The sequence below is a fragment of the Desulfosporosinus sp. I2 genome, from assembly GCF_000960765.1.
Lineage (GTDB): Bacteria > Bacillota > Desulfitobacteriia > Desulfitobacteriales > Desulfitobacteriaceae > Desulfosporosinus.
This window is the reverse complement of the sequence record NZ_JYNH01000002.1, coordinates 52511-75347: the sequence shown is the minus strand read 5'-3', so window position 1 is coordinate 75347 and position 22837 is coordinate 52511. Positions and strand designations below refer to the sequence as shown.

Below are 22837 nucleotides of genomic sequence, written 5' to 3'. Positions count from 1 at the left end.
CGCTCGCCCTCAAGCACAAGGTAATATCCATTTTTCTGGAATTTAATTTATTTTTTTACAAACAAAGGCGGGCACAAAGGTGTAAAACCTTTGTACCCTCGAAGCTTATATTTCACTCGAGCCTCTACTATTCCTTCTTCACTTCAGTAAACTCAGCATCTACAACATCATCATCTTTTTTGGCTTGTTCGGCTCCAGGTTGTGCACCTGCATTTTGTTCTTGAGCCGCTTGTTGTTGATACATCTTTTCGATGAAGGGGTGAAGAACTTTATTTAGAGCTTCGATTTTGGCATTAATCTCCTCAGTACTATCTGCAGCGGCTGCAGTCTTCAGATCCCCTACTGCCTTATTAACGCTTTCAACTTCAGCAGCATCTCCCTTACCTTCAAACTCTTTCATCGTCTTTTCAGTTTGATAGATTAGAGAATCCGCTTGGTTCTTAGCATCGATCAGTTCTCTGTTTTTCTTATCTTCTTCAGCATGGAGTTCAGCATCTTGCTTCATTTTTTCAATGTCATCTTTAGAAAGACCTGTGGAAGAAGTAATGGTTACTTTTTGTTCATTTCCAGTGGCTACATCTTTTGCCGAGACGTGAACAATACCATTGGCATCAATATCAAATTTAACTTCGATCTGCGGAATGCCACGTGGTGCAGGAGGAATTCCTGTTAATTGGAAACGTCCGAGCGTCTTATTGTAACTCGCCATTTCACGTTCCCCTTGAAGCACATGAATATCGACAGAGGTTTGGTTATCTGCAGCCGTTGAGAACGTCTGTGATTTAGTAGTCGGGATCGTGGCATTTCGATCAATAATCCGTGTGAATACTCCGCCAAGGGTTTCAATCCCTAAAGAAAGCGGGGTGACATCCAGCAAGATCATATCCTTTACTTCACCACTGAGTACGCCTCCTTGAATCGCAGCACCCATAGCAACGACTTCATCAGGGTTAACCCCTTTATGAGGCTCTTTTCCGCTCAACTTTTTGACCGCTTCTTGAACGGATGGGATACGAGTGGACCCCCCGACAAGAATGATCTGATCAATTTGACTCCAAGAGAGTTTCGCATCTTCAATCGCTTGACGTGTGGGACCAAGGGTAGATTCCACCAGGTCAGAGATAATTTCTTCAAACTTGGCCCGAGAAATATTCATATCTAAATGTTGTGGTCCTTCTTCGGTCATCGTAATAAACGGTAGGTTAATGTTGGAGTTCGTAACTCCAGAAAGCTCAATCTTGGCTTTTTCAGCAGCCTCTTTTAAACGTTGGAGAGCAACTCGGTCTTTAGAGAGATCTGCTCCATGACTTTTCTTGTATTCTGCCACCATATAGTCAATTAAACGTTGGTCAAAGTCGTCTCCACCTAAATGATTATTCCCACTGGTTGCTTTAACTTCAACCATTCCCTGGCTTAATTCAAGGACTGAGACATCAAATGTTCCGCCCCCTAAGTCAAACACTAAAACGGTTGAATCTTCTTTTTTGTCTAAACCATAAGCTAAAGCAGCAGCAGTAGGCTCGTTGATAATCCGTAGTACTTCAAGTCCGGCAATCGCTCCTGCATCTTTTGTTGCTTGACGCTGGGCATCCGTAAAATAGGCGGGAACCGTAATAACCGCTTGGGTTACAGGCTGACCGATATAGGCTTCAGCATCCGTTTTGAGCTTTTGGAGAACCATCGCGGAAATTTCTTGTGGGCTATATGTCTTATCGTCGATTTTTACTTTGAAATCTGAGCCCATGTGCCGTTTAATCGAACTTACTGTTTTATCTGGATTGGAAACGGATTGTCGCTTAGCGACCTGTCCTACTAATCGCTCGCCTGTTTTAGAAAAACCTACAACAGATGGAGTTGTGCGATTTCCCTCCGCGTTTGGGATAACAACTGCCTCTCCACCTTCCATAACTGACACGCAAGAGTTTGTTGTACCTAAGTCAATACCAATAATTTTACCCATTATTTTCTTCCTCCTTTAACTAGTTAGAAACTTTAACCATACTAGGACGTAATACTTTCTCTTTAAGGTAATATCCCTTTTGCAGTTCGTCTACAACAGTATTCTCAGGATGCTCCTCTGACTCCACCCGAAGTACAGCGTCATGAAGATTCGGGTCGAATGGCTGTCCAATGGCCTCAATTGCCTTGAGACCCTCCTTGCTAAGCGCAGTTTGTAGTTGACGTAAAATCATCTCTACGCCTTGTGAAAAAGCTGAGAAATCAGGATTGATTTGAGCAGCGCTGACTGCTCGCTCAAAATTGTCTAAAACAGGAAGCAAATCTCCGATAACACGTTCAGACGCATATTTAATGATTTCAGTTTTCTCTTTTTGTGTCCGTTTTCGATAGTTATCGAAATCCGCCTGCAAGCGCAGCAAATGATCGTAATGCTCATCTGTTTTTGCTTTGGCTTGGATAAGCTCCGCTTCTAGCGTCAGGATTTTCTCCAGAGGGTTCATATCCGCGCTATCCAGACTTTCTTCTTCGGATATGGATTTTTCAGCATATTCTTGTTTGTCTCCCAAATTATCGTCGTCCATACTTAGCTCTCGGCCTCTGAGAGTATCTTCTCTCATTCGCGCCATGCATGATCACCTCTCATCACTTAGTACCAAATTTTATATTGAAATGAACCAAAAGGTCCAATTACCCGCGTGAGCAGAGCAATTTCACACCATCTGCGGCTTAGTCACCGCCTGCGTTTCGTCAGAACTTCCGTCAAACTACGCGTCATAAAATCAACAATGGCAATGACTTTAGCATAATCCATCCGCGTTGGGCCAAGTACACCCACCGCACCGATGGTGAGACCATTCACTTTGTAAGTAGCAGAAATGACACTGCAATCCTTAAATTCCTTCATCATATTTTCTCCACCGATCGTGACATTTAGTCCCTCTTGGTGAGGATGTAATAGTTTTTTAAGAGACTCATTTTCTTCAAAAACTTTAAATAACGTTTTAACCTTCCCTAAATCCTTAAATTCAGGTTGATTTAGCATATTAAGAGTTCCGCCAAGACAGATACGTTCATCTTCCTCGCTGTCGTCCAGAATGGCTCTTAGCATATCGAGCGTATTATCAATTAAAAGCCTCTGCCTAGACAATTCGCTATAGATTTCATGCAGCATACTGCGTTTAACTTGGTTTAAAGAATACCCACGCATTTTTTGGTTAAAAACTTCTGCCACTTGCTGAAGCTCTTCCGCAGTTTGATTCTCCCCAACCTCAATAATATGATTTTCTACCGCACCGTTTTCCTTCACAATCACCATAATAACCTGTCCCGGCTGATACGGTAGGAAATGCAATTTTCCAAACGTACTTTTAGCTTTATGGGGTCCAAGTACCAGACTCGTCAAGTTCGTAAGCTCTGATAATAATTTACTGGTATGGGTTATGACCTCTTGAATCTCATGAATTCTTTTCGTGCTTTCCCGCTCAATAAATTCCATTTCTTCAGTGTTAAGAACCTTTGGATCCATCAGACAATCTACAAAATACCGATATCCCGCATCAGACGGAATCCGCCCTGCAGAAGTATAGGGCTGTTCAATGAACCCTAAATCTTCTAAATCTGCCATCTCATTGCGAATCGTCGCGGAAGATACCCCCAGATCAAACTTGCGCGCAATCGTTCGAGAACCAATCGGTTCAGCGGTAGCAATATAATCCTGAACAATCGCCCGTAGTATTTTGCGTTTTCGTTCATCCATTTGCATAATGCTTTCCGCCTTTCCATAGTCCTTAAGTAAGGAAGACTTACAACGAACTTAACCACTTCAAGTATCTAAGTTCGACGTTCATTTCGTTGTTAGCACTCTCTCTCGATGAGTGCTAACATTTGATGTCTTCACATTACCACTTCATTTTGGCTTTGTCAAGAATCATTTCAGATAAAATATCTTTTGAGTTTTATGGAATAACACTTAGCTTTACCAAGCTTTTGTTTGCCATTACGCATTTTAGTTTTATCCCTTATCCTATGACTAAGCACTCTGGGTATATTATCTATTGCCCGATGAAATTATGCGTAGAATACTCCGCCCTTTGTCTCGAACTGTTCTCGCATTGTCTAGAACTCATGTTTATAACTACCATATTTCCTTGTACGTGGCAGACAAAGCATCCTATATCCCAAAAGCAAGACGGTGCACATCATATGTGCCGTCTCCCAAAGAATGCAAGTCACGAACCATCCCTGACTTGCACGCCGTTCCCCGACCCCAGACCGGGACGCAGTGTCACACGAGCGCGACGTCTTTACGTAAGCAGACTAGCAAACTTCCGTTTAAGTGACCGACCCCTGATACGGGGCAGTGCACTGGGACGTGCACTGCCGCCAACCGAGCCAAGGATGGCGAGTCTGGCGGGAACCCCGCTCCCCATAGTAGGAGCTTAAACGGTTAGTTTGCTCTGCGTCGTAAGCACCGAGCGCTGTGTGACACAAGTCCCCCCCAAGTCCCCCTACACAAACTCCTGCAAAATAGTATTCGCGACAAACGCATATCTCGGATTCAAGCGAAGATAATCACCTTGAAAGACAAAAACATCCCCATAGTTATAACGTTCCAAAACGTCCCTGTAAATATCCCTGAGATCCGCTCCAAAATCATTTTGAAACGAGATAAGATTTACGCCTTCATCAAGCCTCAGCCCCAAAATCATACGTTCTGCCATACACTCGCGCAAAGATAAGGCTTCCTTTCCCTCTTCATCCATTGGGCTTTGCCCATTCAACAGCAGATTTGAGTAAGAATGTACATCTTCGATATTTTTCCAGCGTTCTCTTCCCAAGCAAGATACCCCTCCAGGGCCTAAGCCTAAATAGTCCTCTCCCCGCCAATAACCTAAATTATGCTGGCATTCAAAACCCGGCAGTGCAAAATTTGACGTTTCGTACTGCCTATACCCTGCCTTTTTTAACCTTACTACAGCCCATTCGTACATCTCCGCTTGTAAATCGTCTAACCTATCCTTCTCAGACTCTTTGATTTCCCTATATCGCACATAGAGTGGCGTACCCTCTTCTAACATTAACCCATAAAGCGATAAGTGCTCAGGAGTATAAGACAAAGCTTCTTCCACGGACGCCTGCCAAAACGCCATATCCTGCCCAGGAAGTCCAAACATCAAATCCAGATTGATATTCTTAAACCCCGCCTCCCTCAATCGCCGAATGGCTTCACGAGCTTGTTCCGCAGTATGAGCACGACCCACTGCTCGTAATAATCGATCCTCAAACGACTGGACTCCAAGTGAAAACCGATTGATCCCGTAACGCCGTAAAATAGTTATTTTTTCAACGGATAGAGTTCCCGGATTTCCCTCCACCGTTTTTTCAGTTCCTAAGTTCATTGCGAAAAACGAGTTAATCATCCCCAGCAATTGTTCTAGCTCTACCTCCTTAAGCGCAGTCGGAGTCCCACCTCCAATAAAAAGAGAAGATACCCCCTGAGGGGCATCTTTTTGTCGCTTAGAGATCTCGACTTCTAAACCCTCCAGATACAAGGAGATAAGCTCCCTGGGAGTATCCGTCAGTGCCTGAGAATAGAACGCGCAGTAATCACATTTTTGGATACAGAACGGAACATGAACGTATAACGAAGGCATAAATAGTACACTCCTAATCCTCAATCTGTAAAACAGCCATAAACGCATTCTGAGGTATTTCGACACTGCCGACCTGCTTCATGCGCTTTTTCCCCGCTTTTTGCTTCTCAAGAAGTTTTCGTTTCCGGGAGATATCCCCCCCATAGCACTTAGATAAAACGTCTTTCCTCATAGCGCTTACAGTCTCGCGGGCTATAACTTTATTTCCAATCACAGACTGGATCGGAATTTCAAACATATGCCTTGGGATAATTCCGCGAAGTTTCTCCACTAACTTTCGGCCCCGATTATAGGCCTTTGCCTTATGAACGATAAAGGAAAGCGCATCCACCAATTCCCCGTTCAGAAGAACATCAATCTTCACTAAATCCGTTTCTTTATATCCAGATAGCTCATAATCCAGCGATGCATACCCTTTAGTCCTTGATTTTAATTGATCGAAATAATCGAACACAATTTCACTAAGCGGGAGTTCATAAGTCAAACGAACCCGACTCGTTGAAACATAGTCCATGGCAGAATACGTACCGCGCTTTTCTTGATTGAGTTCCATAATCGCCCCAACATACTCCGCTGGCACTAATATAGTCGCTTTTACGACTGGTTCTTCAATACTCACGATTTGATCAACCGACGGAAGATTCGAAGGATTGTCGATACTCAGGATGTCCCCTTTGATTGTGTGAACTTTATAAATCACACTAGGAGCCGTGGTAATCATATTCAGATCATATTCCCGCTCGAGGCGTTCCTGGATAATCTCCATGTGAAGTAATCCGAGAAATCCGCACCGATAACCGAAACCCAAAGCAACAGACGTTTCCGGTTCAAAGACTAAACTTGCATCGTTAAGATGGAGCTTTTCTAAAGAATCGCGCAGCTTATTATAATCGCTCGCCTCAACTGGGTAAAGTCCACAAAACACCATCGGTGTGGCCTTTCTATACCCAGGTAGCGGTTCAAGGGCTGAGTTTTCCGCATCTGTTATCGTATCCCCAACTTGCGTATCCTTAACGTTCTTAATGCTCGCAGCAATAAATCCAACCTGACCCGCTTTAAGCTCTTCGACGATCCGCATCGCTGGAGCAAAAACGCCCACTTCCGTCACTTCAAAGGTTTTTCCGGTCGACATCATTTTCATAGTTGTGCCTTTGGAAACCCGTCCCTCGACAATCCGAACATAGGAAATAGCACCCTTATAAGCATCAAATTTAGAATCAAAAATCAAGGCCTTGAGAGGTGCTTGATCATCCCCTTTAGGAGGTGGAACCGTTTTCACTATTCGTTCGAGAATCTCCTCAATCCCGATTCCGGTCTTGGCCGAAGCCAGAATAGCCTCACTGGCATCCAAGCCGATCACATCTTCAATTTCTTGTTTAACACGCTCAGGCTCTGCACTAGGCAGGTCAATTTTATTAATAATTGAAATCAGCTCAAGGTTATTGTCTAACGCTAAATAAACATTGGCTAAGGTCTGAGCCTCAATCCCTTGGACCGCATCAACAACCAGCAGTGCCCCTTCACAGGCCGCTAAACTGCGGGATACCTCGTACGTAAAATCCACGTGACCTGGCGTGTCAATAAGATTAAGCTCATAAATCTCGCCATCTTTAGCCTGATAACTCAACCGTACGGCCTGTAGTTTAATCGTAATTCCACGCTCACGTTCTAACTCCATGGAATCAAGGACCTGCTCTTCCATTTCTCGTTTACTCAAGGCCCCGGTATATTCAATCAGCCGGTCAGCTAAAGTAGATTTACCATGATCAATATGGGCAATAATTGAAAAATTTCGGATACGTTGTGAAGCCTGTGCCAAGGTCCTGTCCTCATTTCTATAATCAAGTTTTAAGTTAGGCAAATTTAGATATTCTAAATACTTAGTATAACAGCTTAAGGGGGAATTTCGCAAGAATTCCTAGCCTAACAAAACATAACAGATTAAAGTCAACATACCCATTCTATCCTTAACCAATGACCTCTTTAGCTCGGCCGAGAATTAGTTGATTAATTTTATCCGCCTCTTCTTGTAACCCAAAAATCTTATCTCTTACACTTTGAATAAAAGTCTCATCTTTAATTGAATTTAAATTAATCTTAACGTTGAAAATTGCCCCTTGAAAACCTGCATAAGCTATGACCCCGGAAACTGCAGCATCGCAGGCAGTGTTTGGGTTGCCAATCGTTAAGACCCTTATCGAAAGTTTTAAAACTTCAATGCAAGACTCTGCTACTTTAAGGGGCAGCAGCGTTGCCTGTTTGGTTGCTTCCTGAATTTTTTCCACTCTCAAAGTCTTTTCGGCATCCGTTCCCTTCGGTAACTTATACGCCTTCATGACCTCATCGAAAGCATCCGTATCCCCATCAATATACTCCATTAGGCTATTCTTCAAGTCGATTCCCATTTTCATTACCAAAGAAATTTCTGCTTTGACATCACTGAACTTTGGATTATCAACAGTAAAATTACAAACCATCACACTCAATGCTGCACCTAATGTTCCAGCCAAAGCCGCTGTGCTCCCCCCACCAGGAGCTGGTGAATTGCTCGCTAATTCTTCCACGAATCCACTCACAGTTTTATCGATTAACATAACCTCTACCCCCTTATCGATGTTCGATGTTCGATATTCGTTGTTCGATTATTCAATATTTACTAAGATTTTCGAATTGACGCTTAGCCGTCAGCTCCCGAGAAATATCAGATTCCTTTGAAGTTTAGCCGGACCTATCTTATGAGCACGACAATATTTTATTAATATTCGAACCACGTACCTCGAGCCTCGAACCTCGATCATTGGTTTTCGTTTAAATTTTCTTCAAAGACCTGCTTGCGATCAAAGTTCTCTAAGCGCAAGTAAAACTCTGCCACATCCAAAAGCGCCTGCAGAGGGGTTACCCCGATTAGCTCACTGCCAATAATATTCACACCATACCGGGCTGCCTCCGATTTCACGGCTTCAAAAACCCTAAATAAGGGCGTCCCTGTGTAATCTACCATGTTGATCGATACCTGAGCAACATGGCGTTCCTCCAACATGACTCCCATCGCCCTGACATACTTAAAGCCGCCTTTAACCTCTCGGATAGAATTAGCAATTTTCTGGGCAATCCTTAAATCACTCGTTCCGAGATTAATATTATAGGCCACTAAAAACTGGCGCGCACCGACCACTGTGGCTCCTGCGGTTGGATGCATTTGGGGTTGTCCATAATCCGGATGACGTTCTGGCTTGCTTATTTCCTTCTTTAACCCTTCGTACTCTCCTTTTCTAACGTCAGGAAGTCTTTTTCTACTCGGTACTTTAGCCGCCTCTTCATACAGATAGACAGGAATCCCTAGTTTAGCAGCAATCTCCGCTCCTAATTCGTTCGCTAACTGAACACATTCCTCCATACTTACATCCTTAACAGGGATGAACGGTACGACATCCGTCGCTCCAACCCGTGGATGCCCTCCCTGTTGTTGCTCCATATCAATTAATTCGCAGGCTTTAGCACAGGCGTTAAAGGCAGCTAATTTGACACTTTGGGGTTCCCCTACAAAGGTTACGACCGTTCGATTATGACTGGCATCGGGTTTGACATCCAGAAGCTTTACTCCCTTGACCTTCTTGACTTCGGCCACAATGGCCTCAATAACCTCAGGGCGACGGCCCTCACTAAAATTTGGTACGCATTCGATGAGTTTTCCCATTTTATTTTTAACCTCTCTCCAACTTTAAATTTAAACTGTTGATAAGATACCCCTTAAGATTCCAAGCTTGTTTATAGATACTACCCACTCTTAATTAGAACCTCAGAGAAAAGATATCCATTTCTTCATTAAAGGAACTAGATAACTTATAAGCCCAACCTCAGCTAAAGCAAGTATAACTCCAATAATTTTTCATTTCAAATTCCATGCTACACCTTTTCGCTAAACCTAAACCAATCGTCCAATTCTACATAAAAATGACAAAAACCTTCTTTCAAGCAAATGTGCCTAAAGAAGGTTTTTGTCTTTATCTTTTTTTGTTCAGCATCCATTGCCCACGATCCTCATGACATCCTCTTCGTTCAAAGGTTTCTTAAGCTGTTGAGTTTGATGCAGAATTGTGATGGATAATTTATTAATAGCCTCTTGGTCGAAGTTAAGTCCTTTTGATTTTAAAAGCCGCAAGATGGTTTTGAGACCAGAGTATTTGCCAAAGGACGTTGAATGCTGCCTCCCGACGCTTTCAGGTGGGAAGGTTTGGTAGTTTGAAAAGTCCTTCTGGATTCCATCAATGTGGATGGAAGAAGTGTGAGTGAAAATGTCCTCCCCTATGATGGGTTTTGCCCGAGGGATTAAACGATCCGTTGCCAAGCTTACCATTGAGCAAATTGAATTTAAACGGTTCAAGTCAAATCGTACACTCTGATTAAGACAATATTTCAGAGCAACTGCCACTTCTTCAAGTGGAGCATTGCCAGCCCTTTCGCCCAATCCTCCCACCGTTACACTTACGGCCTGAAATCCGGCTTGAACCGCTGCGATAGAATTTGCCGTTGCCATTCCAAAATCGTTATGGGCATGAAGTTCTAACGGAATTCTAGATATCTTTGCAAATTCTTGCAGTGAAAAGAAAACTTTCAGGGGATCAAGGATTCCCAGAGTATCCGCAAAGCGTACCCGATCAACCCCTAGCTTCTGAGCCTCCACAAGGATCTCCAATAGAAAGGCGGGATCTGCTCGACTGGCATCTTCAAGTCCGAGGATAAGATAACCAACCTCCTTTTTAGCATTATGGATACAAAAGCCCATTTGCTCAAGAACCCAGGCGCGATCTTTTTTTAGTTTGTGTTTAATTTGTTGGTCCGAAGTCGGAATAGAAATACCGACTCCCTCAACCCCCGTTCGATAACTTGCTTGGAGATCAGACAGTACAGCACGATTCCAAGTAGTGAGACGAACTGGCAAATGGAGAGCAACTAACTTTGAAATTATACGAGTTTCTGCTTTCCCCATAGCAGGCACTCCCACTTCCAATTCGTCAATTCCTGCCTCTGTCAAGGCCCTAGCGATCTTTTCCTTTTCCGGCAGACTGAATGCAACACCGGGTGCTTGCTCACCATCTCTTAAGGTTGTATCACATAATAAAACCCTTTGTTCCATTTAATTAACTCCTTTTTCTATCATTAGAGCACTCCAATAGCATCTGCACGACATTGTTGACAGTGAGTCATCTGAGGAAGAAGTGAGCCAAGAATGCAACGGCTATTTGCTAAAAGCTCTTGAGTCGGAGCTTTAATGTGTGCAAGTTTTCCTTGCGGGATTAAGGGCATGACGTTGTGAAGGTGCGCGCCTCTTTTCTTGATTTCCATGCCCAAGCTGTATAAAAGCTGGTCGTTGATCCCAGGCATAAGCACAGTGTTAACCTTTATAGTCATTCCGGCCTTTGAAGCCAATTCAAGTCCAGCAAGTTGATTATTGATCAAAATCCTTGCAGCATCAGGCCCAATCAGAGTTTTCTCTTCCCAGCGAACGTAACTGTAGATTTTAGCACCAATCTTCTCATCTAAGGTGTTAATGGTAACCGTAATGTGGGACACGCCAATCTCAGCCAATTCTTCGATCTTTTCTGGCAAGAGCAGGCCATTAGTGCTTATACAAAGGATCATCTCTGGAAAATCTCTCTTTACCCCTCTCAGGGTTTCGAACGTTGCCTTGTTCGCTAAAGGTTCTCCAGGACCCGCTATCCCTACAACGGTAAGTTTTGATCCGATATCAGATGCTTTTGCCTTCCTGACTGTCTGAAGCGCTTCTTCTGAGTTTTGTACCCTACTGGTTACACCTGGACGGGATTCATTTGCACAATCAAATTTGCGCACACAATAATTACAAGATATATTACATCCCGGAGCTACAGCTAAGTGTATCCGTCCGGTTTTACCATGCCCCTTTGTTGAGAAACAAGGATGTCCAAGATTTAGGTGTGGGCTATTCATATTTCCTCGCGTACATTCTTTTTGCATCTTAATCCCTCCAGTCGTTTTGTTATTCGTTTATCCCATTCCAAGGCACACATACACTCGAGCCTCGTGCCTCGCAAGAATCAAGCTGATTTTTCCTTAAACGTATAGCAGTTACGTACACAAATACTGCCGCAAGCCTGGCAACCAATGCATCGGTCTTTATTGGCAATTTTTGCAATGTGCCGTTCTGTCCCCTCATCATCCTCGAAACTCTCTAGGCCTAAGCATTTTTGCACACATAATTTCACACACCGCCCACATCCCAGGCACAAGGTGTTATCGATCTCTTCCACATACTGTGGAGTCCAAGGTAATCCGCCATAGGTTTGGTAAATTAGTACTTCACTCACTTTAAATCCTCCTTCTGAGGTTCGATATCCCCCACGTCTTCCACTTTCTTCTTTAGCCAAGGTGGCAATTTTTTGGAAAGCAGCAATTTGTTGAGTCTGTTAAGTTCGTCGATAATTAATGTCCCTTCAAGCACTTTCAAAGGATGAATACCGCTTTGAACTAGACGCGCTGCTGCGGGACCACCAATCTGTGTGCAATAGACGATTGCACATTCTTTGAGCATTTTAATGCGTACATCAACTTTATCATCGGATTCCGCCATGTCTTCAGAGGATAGAGATGTATGGATAATCCCTTGAGGTTCCTTTGTGAATTTATACATCTCAAACGAAGGGGCGGAAGCAAAATGCGAATCAATTGTTAAGCCATCACTACTAGCAAAGGCTATAAGCATACCTGTACCCTCCCTCATCCTAAGACTATCTCCTTCATTCTTGTATTTGTTATGTGGAGCTATCGACCTTGTCGATTTTCTCCCTAACCTACTGCATTCAAAGTGTCAAAAAGAAATTGTTGAGTGCCTTCATAACTAATCCAACATTTTTGTGGATAGCCAACCCGGTCAAAGACTGGCAATCCCGCTCTTAAATGAGGAATTTTCAGCAGTCCTGCGGCTTGACGACCGTTCGAATTGGCAATAATTAGCGTACTCTGACCCGCTCGTTCCTCGAGGGTTTCCAAATCTCCCACTTCGATCGGGATAGGTAGGGATAGTTTGTGGATGCCTGCTTGGGATGCCGCCAAGGCTACAGAAAGGTCAGCACCTACCTCAACCAAGCAGGAGGCTAGACTATACATCAGATCCATCTCCAAGGCTATCGCTATTTTCAGACCGCCAAGTTGGTCATGGAAGTCGGCTAGAGTATCCAACAATCTGCTCCTTTGTCGGAGCAGCTTCGCCGGTATCGGCTTACCTGATATCTTTGCTAGAGTTAAAACGAACGTATCTGTTACTTCTAGGCCAGTTAAAGAAGGAAAATTAAAATGAGGAATTTCGTATGTTTGTTTTACGATTTCTCCCGCATCCTTCATACTTAGTCCAAACGACAAACAGGCCTTAGACTTTGCCAAACGCTGAAAATCTTCAAGTAAGGTTCCACCCTGAACCACCGGAGCCGCTTCCAGTTCAGCATGCCCATCTAGAGAAATTGAAAGATCAGGAATGGTAATGGGCCTAAATCCAAATTCCATCACGATCTCTTTTAGCTCATCGACATCGCCCGGGGTTAAATGACAACCAGGTAGCAAGGCTATGGAAGGGACTTCCTCAGAATAATCTTGTTCAAACCTCTTGGTTGGATGTCCAGCCAACGTCGTAATCAGAGCCTCTACCGTCCGCTGATACCCTTCTTGCATGGAACCGATATAGTCCGGCGTACTGGCCAGGACAACAGGCAGATCGTTTAAATCCGGTCTTTCTGAGCGCAGGCTAGACAGTGCGCTAACCATGTCATCTCCGAAAGTTTCAGTTAACCCAGTACTCATCACTCCGATAATTTGAGGCTTATATTTATCGGCTGCCACAGCAATTCCTTTTTTAAGATGTTCCCAACCGCCAAAAATGACCGAGTCTTCTAATAAGGCTGTTGAGTTAAGGGGAATCGGTTCCTTATAGTGCCTTGAAAGCTGTAACCGAATAAATGAGGAACATCCCTGAGAACCATGCAGCAAAGCTAAAAGTCCATTCACGCCAAGGTAAGCAAGAGTCGCCCCTAGAGCAGAGCTATTTTTCTGCGGGTTTCCTTCATAATGTCTTGTTTTAGTCATCTTGTTCACCCTCCTTTGGGGGAAATTCCTGCTTTAAAAGCCCCCAAACAGGACTCAGCACCGTACGAGTTAAGGTCTCTGCAAAGGTAACCATCCCTTGATAACCGGCATAAGGTAGTTTTCGACCATGATTAATATCTAAAAAGGGTGTTCTTGTTTTATGCGCTAGATATTTTGTCTTTCCTCCGGCTACGATCAGATCTGGTTTTTTCTCTGCAATAATCTTTAGAAAACCCGCCGAACTTGTATCTTCAATAATCTGGGCAGAGGGATCCATAAGTTCTTTCATGCGATGGAAATCCTCCGGTGTGGAGTTTTGCGTTCCTCCAGCTAAAATGTTAATTCCTAATTCGGCCAAGGTAGATACCATAGACCAGGTCTTAACCCCGCCCGTAAACAAGATGGCCTGTTTATTCTCCAGTAACTTTCTGTATCCCGCGATGGTCTTACGTGTTTCGTCCTCCCTCTTTTGAACATAGACAAGGGTTCTTTCCAGCAGGTCAAGATCATTGAGTGCTTTGGCGATATGGATCAGCGTTTCAGAGGTGTCATGAATCCCGTAGAACGACCCTTCTATAAAGGGAATACCATAGCAGATTTCCATTTTCCTGACTAGGTTGGTCAAACTTTTAGAACAGATCAGCACATTAAGGCTGGCCCTGTGAGCTGAACGTAGGTCATCGAATTTGGCATCCCCGGTAATCGCCGTTTGAAGTGTGATCCCTAAATTCTTCAAATCAGGTATAACCCCCCAAAGGTCCCCGGCGATGTTATACTCCCCGATTAGGTTAATGGAAAGGGGTATTTTCTCATCTGGCCCATCCCCTGTACCGATAACCCGTTCAAATAAAACTTCCCCCGCAATCCGATTGCCAATATTTTTGTCCCCTAAAAAGCCTGGGCAATTAACGGCAATCACCGGGATAGTCAGTTCAGCTTCCGCTTCTCGGCAAACCTTGTCGACGTCATCTCCTATTAACGAAGAAACACAGGTTGCGTAGACAAAGATGGCTTTGGGCTCATGTCTTGCCGCGATTTCCAAGATCGACTCTTTCAGCTTAATCTCTCCGCCGTAGATTACATCATTTTCCATAATATCTGTCGTCAGTCCCCGTCGGTAAAGTTGGGAACCGGAGGAGCGAGCTCCTCGGTTATCCCAAGAGTTTCCGGCACAGGCAATCGGTCCATGAACAAGGTGAGCAACATCCGTAATAGGCATGAGCACAACTCGTGCCCCGTCATAAGCGCAACTTCTCTCTGCGCCTTCGCCGGGCAGGGCCTTCATGCATAATTTAGGAGCACCGGCATCCGACATGCATTGTTTATCTTTGAGATCCAATTTTGTAAGATTGGTAAACACAAAGACCCCTCCCTTCCTTTAACGCATCATTTCAAAGTATGGGTCTGTAGAAGTCCTGTCTTTCTCCTCCAAAAACGTATTCACGATCATGGTTATCATATTAATAACTCCGGAATACCCAACGATGGGATAACGATGGAGATTTACCCGATCCGTGATGGGAAAGCCTATTCTGACCAGCGGAATATCAGCGTCACGTGCAGCCCATTTACCATGTGAGTCACCGATTAACATATCTACCGGTTCCGTAACCAGCAGGGATCTGAGGTGCCATAGATCTTTGCCGGCATAAAGTGTGGCCGTTTGACCATAAGGGCTTGCCGCCAGCATACTTTCCATAGCTTTCTTGAATAATGGGGTGGAATTTGTACAAACAATGTGGACCGGTTCTCCTCCCATTTCAAGCAAAAATGAAACGACTCCTATCAGAACATCCGGATCACCAAACAGTGCAAATTTCTTGCCATGAATATATTGATGGGAATCCGTCATGGCATCGATCGAACGTCCCCGTTCAATGGTAATTTCCTCTGGTACGTCTTTCCCCGTGAATTTGGCAACTGCTTCGATGAATTTGTCCGTCTTCTCTACCCCGATGGGCATAGAAATCACTTCGACCGGAACTTCCATACTGGCCAAATATTTACGGGTTGTCGGAGTAGAGTAAGTCTGAGCGAATAAGAAACTTGCAGCGTTTAAAGCATCATTCATTTCAGTAATCGGTGTCCCACCAGGGTACAATTCGTAGGTACCCAAATTAGGAGCATCCAGAACATCACTCTGGTCAGGTAAAAGAGTATAAGGCGCATCCATCACTTTAAGAAGTCGTTTATACTCACGAAGATTGGCGGTATAAGTGTCAAAACCAGGGACAACATAAAGCCGGTTGTTGATTTTATCCTCCTGTCTAGGCGTGGCTAAACACTCGATGAGACCTTTGAGCATAGTGTCATACCCGGTTATATGCGACCCCTTAAAGCTCGGGGTGTTAGCCAAGGCTACCGGAAGATCTTTGGGAATTGCCTCTTGTTCTTTGGCATTGCCTAAATAAGCATTGATATCGTCCCCAATAACTTCAGCCATACAGCTCGTGAACATAGCGATCACTTTAGGGCTGTAAAGTGCATTAGCATTCTTCAAACCTTCAATAAGATTAGACTGTCCGCCAAATACCGCCGAATCCTCAGTCATAGAATCAGATACTGCTGCGACAGGTTCCCTGTAATGGCGGGACAGGGTACTGCGAAAATAGGCAGCGCATCCTTGTGAACCATGAACAAACGGGAGGCTTGCTTCGATTCCTAAGGCACAAAGCAAGGCGCCAAGGGGTTGACAAGCTTTGGCCGGGTTAATGACCAGCTTTTCACGGGCAAAATTCTTTTCTCGGTATTCTTGAGTATTCAGCCATTCTTTTGTTACCTTAGTACAAGTTTCCATTGTGTGACATCCTTTCTGCCCGATTTATTTTGTCCAAGGAGCTTTGATTGATTTCCAGGTAGGGCTATTAATGGCCATATCCATATCCCGAGCAAAGATAGGAAATCCTTCGTATCCGTGATACGGACCTGAATAATCCCAAGAATGCATTTGACGGAAGGGAAGACCCATTTTCTCAAAGACATACTTTTCTTTGATCCCTGATCCAACTAAGTCTGGCTTTAGCTTCTTTACGAACTCTTCGAGCTCTAAAGCAGTCACATCGTCATAAATCAGCGTTCCCTCTTTTAAGGCAGGAATGGTTTTCTCGTAATCCTCATTATGAGCAAATTCGTAGCCTGTTCCGATAACCTCCATGCCCAAATCTTCATAAGCTCCCACAATGTGTCTCGGTCGAAGACCTCCTACATAAAGCATAACGCTTTTTCCTTCTAGGCGCGGGCGGTAGGTATCAATCACTTTTTGCATCGGTGCTGCATATTTCTCGATCACCTTTAGGGCTTTTTCCATAATATAGTCATCAAATTGGGCAGCAATTTTAAGAATTGATTCCTTAATTTTAGTGGGTCCGAAGAAATTAAATTCTATCCAAGGAGTACCATAGGTTTCTTCCATGTGTTTAGCGATGTAATTCATACTTCTGAAGCAGTGGATTAAATTAAGCTTGACAAGATGTCCATTCTGAAGCATTTCCAGCGTAGAGTCGCCCGTCCAAATATTTACAACCTTTAAACCCATCTCCTCCAGAATTTTTTTACTGGCCCAGGCATCTCCGCCGATATTATAATCGCCGATAATTCCAATATCGTACGGTCCAATTTCTCTAGCTGGACCTTTACCTAACAGATGATCCCGAATGGCATCATTAGCAATATGATGGCCCAAAGACTGGCTTATTCCCCTAAACCCTTCACAACGAACCGGGATGACTGGAAGTTCTATTTTCTCGCTCATGCGGCGAGCTACACTTTCAATGTCATCTCCAATCAGTCCGACAGGACATTCTGAGAGAACAGAAACACCTTTGGCGTTCGGGAAAAGCCCCACAACCTCGTCAATTATTTTCTCCAGTTTTTTGTCCCCACCGTAGATGATATCGCTTTCCTGGAAGTCTGAGGTGAAGAGAAAAGGTACAAAGTTGTCAACACCGATTTCTCCGTCTGCTAAATTCCGGCGGTTGCCCCAAGAATAATAGCCACAGCCGACTGGTCCATGGGAAATATGCACGACATCCTTAACCGGACCCCAAACAACTCCTTTAGCTCCAGCGTAAGCACACCCCCGCGCGGTCATAATGCCGGGAACTGTTTTCGCATTGGATTTGACTGCGCAACTTGCACACTCACTATCTTTGACCGCAATATGTTGTCTTCGATTCTTTTTAGCCTTTTCCGGATAAATCTCCAAAACGTCTTCCACGACTTGTTTCCGGAAATCTACTGTCTCCCTTGTGCTCATAACGCTGTCCTCCCTCATATCTCAATCACTGATCAACAATTACATATCCATGATCCCGAATTCCATCATTAAATCTTCCAAAGCATCCATGGAAAGCGGAGTCGGGATGGTCATCATGGTGTTATTCTCAATTTTTTGGGCCAAGGCTCGATACTCATCTGCCTGTTTATGGGTAGAGTTATATTCAATAACGGTCATTTTACGCACTTCAGCGCGTTGCACCTCATTATCCCGAGGCATAAAGTGAATCATTTGAGTATTTAAGGATTTAGCCAAAGCTTCGATTAATTCGTTTTCTTTGTCAGTTTGACGACTGTTACAGATTAATCCTCCTAAACGAACAGTCCCCGTTTGCGCGTACTTTAAAATTCCTTTGGAAATATTATTGGCTGCATACATGGCCATCATTTCTCCCGAAGTAACAATATAAATTTCCTTAGCTTTATTTTCGCGAATCGGCATTGCAAACCCACCGCATACAACGTCACCTAAAACATCGTAGAAGACATAATCTGTATCTGCTGTATATGCTCCATTTTCCTCCAAGAAGTTAATCGCCGTAATAACCCCCCGGCCTGCACACCCAACTCCGGGTTCTGGCCCCCCTGACTCTGCACATCGAACCCCTAAATACCCTTCCACTAAAACCTCATCCAGCTCTAAATCTTCGACAGTCCCTCGTTCGCGGGCTAAGTCCATAACCGTCGTTTGCGCTTTACTGTGCAAAATCAAACGTGTGGAATCTGCTTTAGGATCACAACCAACAATCGTAACTTTTCTCCCCATTTCTGCTAGAGCGACGACCGTGTTTTGGGTTGTTGTCGATTTTCCGATGCCGCCTTTTCCATATATTGCAATTTGTCTCATCTCAATACATCTCCTCTATATACCTAATACTAAATAACAGCTTCTTTTCCGACTTCCCCAGTACGAACGCGAACAACTTCTTTTAAGGGCATTACGAAAATTTTACCGTCACCCATATGCCCTGTCTGATTGGCTTTGATAATCACATCGACCACTTCTTCAACTTGATCATCCTGAACAACGATCGTTAACATCCGTTTCGGAATCCAATTAAATTTCGTATCATCCGCTAGTTCTGAACTCATAACGGTGTTCAATTCCGGATCAACTTCAGAGGCCCATCCTCCGATTCCACCTTGTTTACCTCGGCCCTCTACACTTTGAATTGTAAGAGCAGGAAAGCCGGCGTCTTCAAAAGCCTTCTTTGTCGCGGGTACCTGATGCCGTCGAATCACAGTCATTATTTCCTTCATTTTTACAACCCCTTTGTCCCTTTACTCACGGTGTATGCCTCTTCGACTTCGGTCACAAATACCTTGCCATCGCCCATCGTTCCAGTTTTAGCACTTTCGAGAATTACTGAGATTGCTTCATCAAGTTTTTCGTCGTCAATAACTAAGAGAAGAAGGGTCTTTGGAAACTCATCATAAACTACGTCACCGATTCGAATTCCCTTGGTTCTTCCCCGCCCAAATACGTGCATTTTCGTCAGCGAAGGCATTCCCGCTTGCGCTAAGGCCTCAGCGACGACCTCTGTTTTATCAGGTCTTACAATAGCTCTAATCATTTTCATAAAATTCATCCTCCTTTTAAGTTTGGATTAACATACGCTGGCCATGGATGGCGAGAAGGGACGACCCAAAATGTATACTTTCACCGGGGCATTTATAAAACTCCATCGCATCACCTCCCTAACTATGCTTAAAATAATTTGGTCTTTGCTCCCGCATTTATTTCTAACTTTGCTAAAGAAAAAGACAAAGAGAGCCCTCAATTCATTATAATTAAGGGCTCTCTAAAACACTTTTCCGCTCCAAATCATCTTATCGATTTGGTGCCCGGTTATGAAGTTGTACATTTCAAGAATAACTAAATACTCACTAAATACTTTAACACTCTAACTCTAACTCTGTCCCTATTTTCTACTCTCTATCTCTGTCCTTATCTCTAATACTAACCTACTACTCTAAAACTTCATCACTCTTATACTAATTAAAATCACAATCATCCTACAAACAGCAATACTTGGATTAAGAGAATCACTTCATACCGATCACTGTAACACTGCTCTCTTATCATACTTTAATCAAAGATGCATAACTCCCAACCCCACACGAGCATGCTCTAAAAGAGGATGAAGGGAAGAGCGACCAAATATTGCGACAGCAATCCACTCTGAGTCCGTCGTTAACCCAATTTTAAGAGCAAAACTGGCATTGCTATTGGTATGAATAAAAATACTGTTGCTAGCTTCCAAAGTCGCATGAATCAACGCATGAATCTTCCGATCTTCTTTAGGAATGACTCCCGTGTTAAACGCAGTTGCCATAACGGAATTGGTTAGTTTACCAGTGTGTTGAAGATTCGCTACCGTTCCTCCGAGCTCCGTTGCGCCACACCGAAAGTTAAACGACCCAAATAAAGACCTTTTGAGCTTATCCTCTTCCTCTCTTGTCTCAGTCATCGCTAGTAGTAAAGCTGACCGTTCTAAGGAAGGTTTAACTTTTTCCGTTATTGGACCTTTCAAGGTTTACCCTCCCTCCAGTGCAATAAAGAAAACTAGGTTGGCGCCAAGCGCTGGCCATGACGATAAGCGGACGAGCTTATCGCCACACTGCAACTCATTACGCATACTCCTGCAGTGTAGATTGGCCGAGTGTCCCTGTAGCCCACGAAAACACTGTTTTCGCACGGATTACCCTTCTTGCGGACACTGTCTTTGCACGTATTAACCTTCTTGCAGGATGGCGAGAAGGGACCGCTGGCCATTAATGGCCAAGTGTTCCTATAGCCAACACTTAACAAGACGTTTGAGCTTAGAGCACCGCCATGGATGGCAAGGTGCCGTGATTACTAGGTGCCGTGATGTCGAGACGGGACCCTTGGCGAAGGCGGCCGCCTTAGTTGCACTTATAGTGTAAGAAAGTTATTCTTTCTGACACTATAAAACAAACTAAGCTGGCGGCAAGCCCTCAGGTGCTGACGGTAGACTTGAACTTATACCTCTAGACTAGGACATGAAAAAAGCCGCCAGATATCTTAAAGACATCTTGACGGCTTCGTTGCCGAATGTTTATTGCTAAGTGATATTATTATAGTACCTGATAATTTACCGTTTGTCACTATATAAGATGTCCCTTATTGCTCGGAATACTGTATTCTTTCAGTGACTAAATGGCGACTTAACGCGCCCCAATCTTCCGTCGCACCAAACCCATCACCTGCTCAAACTCTTTCATTTTCAAAAGCTTTGCCAGCAAGGCAAAGACAATCCCTCCGATGGCCGTTCCAGTGACTAATACTGTTAATGAAGCTATCGTACGAACACCGATCAACGAGGTTAGCCACTCCATCCATACCCAGATCACCATCGCCATAAGAAGCGATGCGATTAGGGATTTTAGACTAGTCCCAAACATAGCCCAACCATCCATTTTTCCTAACTTCTTGCGTAGTAGGTAAAACAAAAGCAGCATATTAACAAAAGCAGCAATCGTTGTGGCAAACGCTAACCCCCCATGAGCCAGAGGACCTATCAATAAATACATGGCTAAAATGTTTATAGCCATCGCAATAATTCCTAATATAACAGGTGTCCAAGTATCCTGAAGGGCATAAAAAGCTCGCGGCAGAATCTGAATCACTGCTTGTGACGATATCCCAAGCGAAAAATAAAACAAAGGAATCGCCATCGTTAATGTATCTGACGCCGTAAAATGACCGTGCTCAAACAAAACGCGAATCAATGGAAAGCGCAAAACGATCATCCCAACAGAAATTGGTACAGTAATAAATATAACCATACGAATGGCATTGGAAAGGGTCAGCCGAAAATCATCCCACCGTTTCAAAGCCGCTAGTTCCGTCATCGTTGGAAAAGTCGCCACCGCAATAGCCAAAGCGAAGATCCCCACCGGTAACTGGAAAAGACGATAAGACCACCAGACAGCAGTAATACTTCCCGGAAACAGCAAAGACCCAAAGTTATTATTGACCACCACCTGAATCTGGTTTAGAGAATAACTGAGGATAATAGGCACAGCTAAAGCCCCGATCAAGCGAACTCCTGGATGCCGCCAGTCGATGACCGGATAATAGCGTATCCCTACTTTTCTTAAAGCAGGGATTTGAACAGCAAAATTGACAATTGCCCCGACCACAACCCCAACAGCAAAGCCTGAAATACTTTCGGGCTTAGCCGGGTTCGCTAAAATCGTTCCAAAAAAGATAATACACGCATTATAAAGCACTGTTCCAACTGCTGAGGGCCAAAAAATCTTGTAAGAATTCAAAATCCCCATCGTCAAACCGCTTAACGCCATAAACAAAGGCTGTAGCAAAAGAATTCGTGTTAAGTGGGTAGCAAGGACCATGCTTTTAGGCTCAAACCCTGGAACCACCATACGAATAAACAGGGGAGTTAAAAAAACGCCCCACTAGGACGAACACCCCAAGGGTAAGCAAAATCAAATTCACAACAGAGCTAGCAACCCGCCAACCCTCATCTTCATTTCCTTTGGCGATATACTCAGAAAAGACAGGAATAAAGGCGGCACTTAAAACTCCGCCTACTAACAGCCAATATAATAAATCGGGAAGAATAAACGCCGTATTATAGGCATCCGTAACACCGCTCTGTCCATAAAAGCCCGCCATCAATGATTCCCGTAAAAAACCCAAAACCCTCGAAATCATTTGAGCCGCCATTAAAAAACCCGCAGCCTTTAAAAGTGTTCGGTTGGTTGATGACATATCGAGTAAACCTCTTCTCCCCATCGTCCTAATCTACCACCCCGAATTATAGCATTTTTTATGTGACGGTAAAAGG

General features: G+C 43.9%; 20 protein-coding genes and 1 pseudogene. 1 reads left to right on the top strand and 20 read right to left on the bottom strand.

Features of this window, described 5'->3' with window-relative positions; all coding sequences use genetic code 11:
- Window positions 1–127: 127 nt before the first annotated feature.
- The 19 genes from dnaK to UF75_RS00965 form a co-directional block, all read right to left on the bottom strand.
- On the bottom strand, window positions 128–1960 hold the full coding sequence (dnaK, locus tag UF75_RS01055; protein WP_045572749.1) for a molecular chaperone DnaK: 1833 nt from the start codon (window positions 1958–1960) through the stop codon (window positions 128–130).
- A gap of 19 nt (window positions 1961–1979) precedes the next feature.
- Window positions 1980–2585 (bottom strand): nucleotide exchange factor GrpE, encoded by a 606-nt coding sequence (gene grpE / locus UF75_RS01050; protein ID WP_045572748.1) that lies wholly within the window; start codon window positions 2583–2585, stop codon window positions 1980–1982.
- A 104-nt stretch (window positions 2586–2689) separates the two neighbouring features.
- Entirely contained in the window at window positions 2690–3721 is a 1032-nt protein-coding gene (gene hrcA, locus UF75_RS01045; RefSeq protein ID WP_045572747.1) for a heat-inducible transcriptional repressor HrcA, read from the bottom strand.
- A 745-nt stretch (window positions 3722–4466) separates the two neighbouring features.
- Window positions 4467–5612: a radical SAM family heme chaperone HemW gene (gene hemW, locus UF75_RS01040; protein WP_045572746.1), complete on the bottom strand. Its 1146-nt coding sequence runs from the start codon at window positions 5610–5612 to the stop codon at window positions 4467–4469.
- A 13-nt stretch (window positions 5613–5625) separates the two neighbouring features.
- Entirely contained in the window at window positions 5626–7431 is a 1806-nt protein-coding gene (gene lepA, locus UF75_RS01035; protein ID WP_045572745.1) for a translation elongation factor 4, read from the bottom strand.
- Between the two features lie 148 nt (window positions 7432–7579).
- The gene (locus tag UF75_RS01030; protein ID WP_045572744.1) at window positions 7580–8206 is read right to left on the bottom strand and encodes a cyclodeaminase/cyclohydrolase family protein; all 627 of its coding nucleotides are present in this window, start codon (window positions 8204–8206) and stop codon (window positions 7580–7582) included.
- A gap of 200 nt (window positions 8207–8406) precedes the next feature.
- On the bottom strand, window positions 8407–9309 hold the full coding sequence (gene ftcD, locus UF75_RS01025) for a glutamate formimidoyltransferase (protein ID WP_045572743.1): 903 nt from the start codon (window positions 9307–9309) through the stop codon (window positions 8407–8409).
- A 321-nt stretch (window positions 9310–9630) separates the two neighbouring features.
- Entirely contained in the window at window positions 9631–10749 is a 1119-nt protein-coding gene (locus UF75_RS01020; RefSeq protein WP_045572742.1) for a citramalate synthase, read from the bottom strand.
- A gap of 23 nt (window positions 10750–10772) precedes the next feature.
- Entirely contained in the window at window positions 10773–11609 is an 837-nt protein-coding gene (locus UF75_RS01015) for a radical SAM protein (protein WP_045572741.1), read from the bottom strand.
- An 80-nt stretch (window positions 11610–11689) separates the two neighbouring features.
- On the bottom strand, window positions 11690–11959 hold the full coding sequence (locus tag UF75_RS01010; protein WP_045572740.1) for a ferredoxin: 270 nt from the start codon (window positions 11957–11959) through the stop codon (window positions 11690–11692).
- Window positions 11956–12354, bottom strand: coding sequence for a NifB/NifX family molybdenum-iron cluster-binding protein (locus tag UF75_RS01005; protein ID WP_045572739.1), 399 nt, complete (start codon window positions 12352–12354; stop codon window positions 11956–11958). Before UF75_RS01005 ends, UF75_RS01010 begins: the two co-directional genes overlap by 4 nt.
- A gap of 83 nt (window positions 12355–12437) precedes the next feature.
- Window positions 12438–13727 carry a nitrogenase iron-molybdenum cofactor biosynthesis protein NifN gene (nifN, locus tag UF75_RS01000; RefSeq protein WP_045572738.1) on the bottom strand — a complete coding sequence of 430 codons (1290 nt, stop codon included), beginning with the start codon at window positions 13725–13727 and terminating at the stop codon, window positions 12438–12440.
- Window positions 13720–15087, bottom strand: a complete 1368-nt coding sequence (gene nifE, locus UF75_RS00995) for a nitrogenase iron-molybdenum cofactor biosynthesis protein NifE (RefSeq protein WP_045572737.1) — start codon at window positions 15085–15087, stop codon at window positions 13720–13722. The genes nifN and nifE overlap by 8 nt, the downstream gene beginning before the upstream one ends.
- Window positions 15088–15105: 18 nt before the next feature.
- Window positions 15106–16524 carry a nitrogenase molybdenum-iron protein subunit beta gene (nifK, locus tag UF75_RS00990; RefSeq protein WP_045572736.1) on the bottom strand — a complete coding sequence of 473 codons (1419 nt, stop codon included), beginning with the start codon at window positions 16522–16524 and terminating at the stop codon, window positions 15106–15108.
- 24 nt (window positions 16525–16548) lie between these two features.
- Entirely contained in the window at window positions 16549–17982 is a 1434-nt protein-coding gene (gene nifD, locus UF75_RS00985) for a nitrogenase molybdenum-iron protein alpha chain (RefSeq protein ID WP_082074956.1), read from the bottom strand.
- A gap of 39 nt (window positions 17983–18021) precedes the next feature.
- Complete coding sequence (nifH, locus tag UF75_RS00980; protein ID WP_045572734.1) at window positions 18022–18849, bottom strand: nitrogenase iron protein; 828 nt, start codon at window positions 18847–18849, stop codon at window positions 18022–18024.
- A 29-nt stretch (window positions 18850–18878) separates the two neighbouring features.
- On the bottom strand, window positions 18879–19262 hold the full coding sequence (locus tag UF75_RS00975) for a P-II family nitrogen regulator (protein WP_045572733.1): 384 nt from the start codon (window positions 19260–19262) through the stop codon (window positions 18879–18881).
- Window positions 19263–19264: 2 nt separating this feature from the next.
- Window positions 19265–19582, bottom strand: coding sequence for a P-II family nitrogen regulator (locus tag UF75_RS00970; protein WP_045572732.1), 318 nt, complete (start codon window positions 19580–19582; stop codon window positions 19265–19267).
- A 513-nt stretch (window positions 19583–20095) separates the two neighbouring features.
- The gene (locus UF75_RS00965; RefSeq protein WP_045572731.1) at window positions 20096–20536 is read right to left on the bottom strand and encodes a HutP family protein; all 441 of its coding nucleotides are present in this window, start codon (window positions 20534–20536) and stop codon (window positions 20096–20098) included.
- Window positions 20537–20592: 56 nt separating this feature from the next.
- Between UF75_RS00965 and UF75_RS27940 the strand changes: the two genes are divergently transcribed.
- Entirely contained in the window at window positions 20593–20781 is a 189-nt protein-coding gene (locus UF75_RS27940; RefSeq protein WP_156146158.1) for a hypothetical protein, read from the top strand.
- 410 nt (window positions 20782–21191) lie between these two features.
- Here the strand turns inward: UF75_RS27940 and murJ are convergent.
- A pseudogene (murJ, locus tag UF75_RS00960) lies at window positions 21192–22761 on the bottom strand (murein biosynthesis integral membrane protein MurJ).
- Window positions 22762–22837 lie beyond the last annotated feature (76 nt).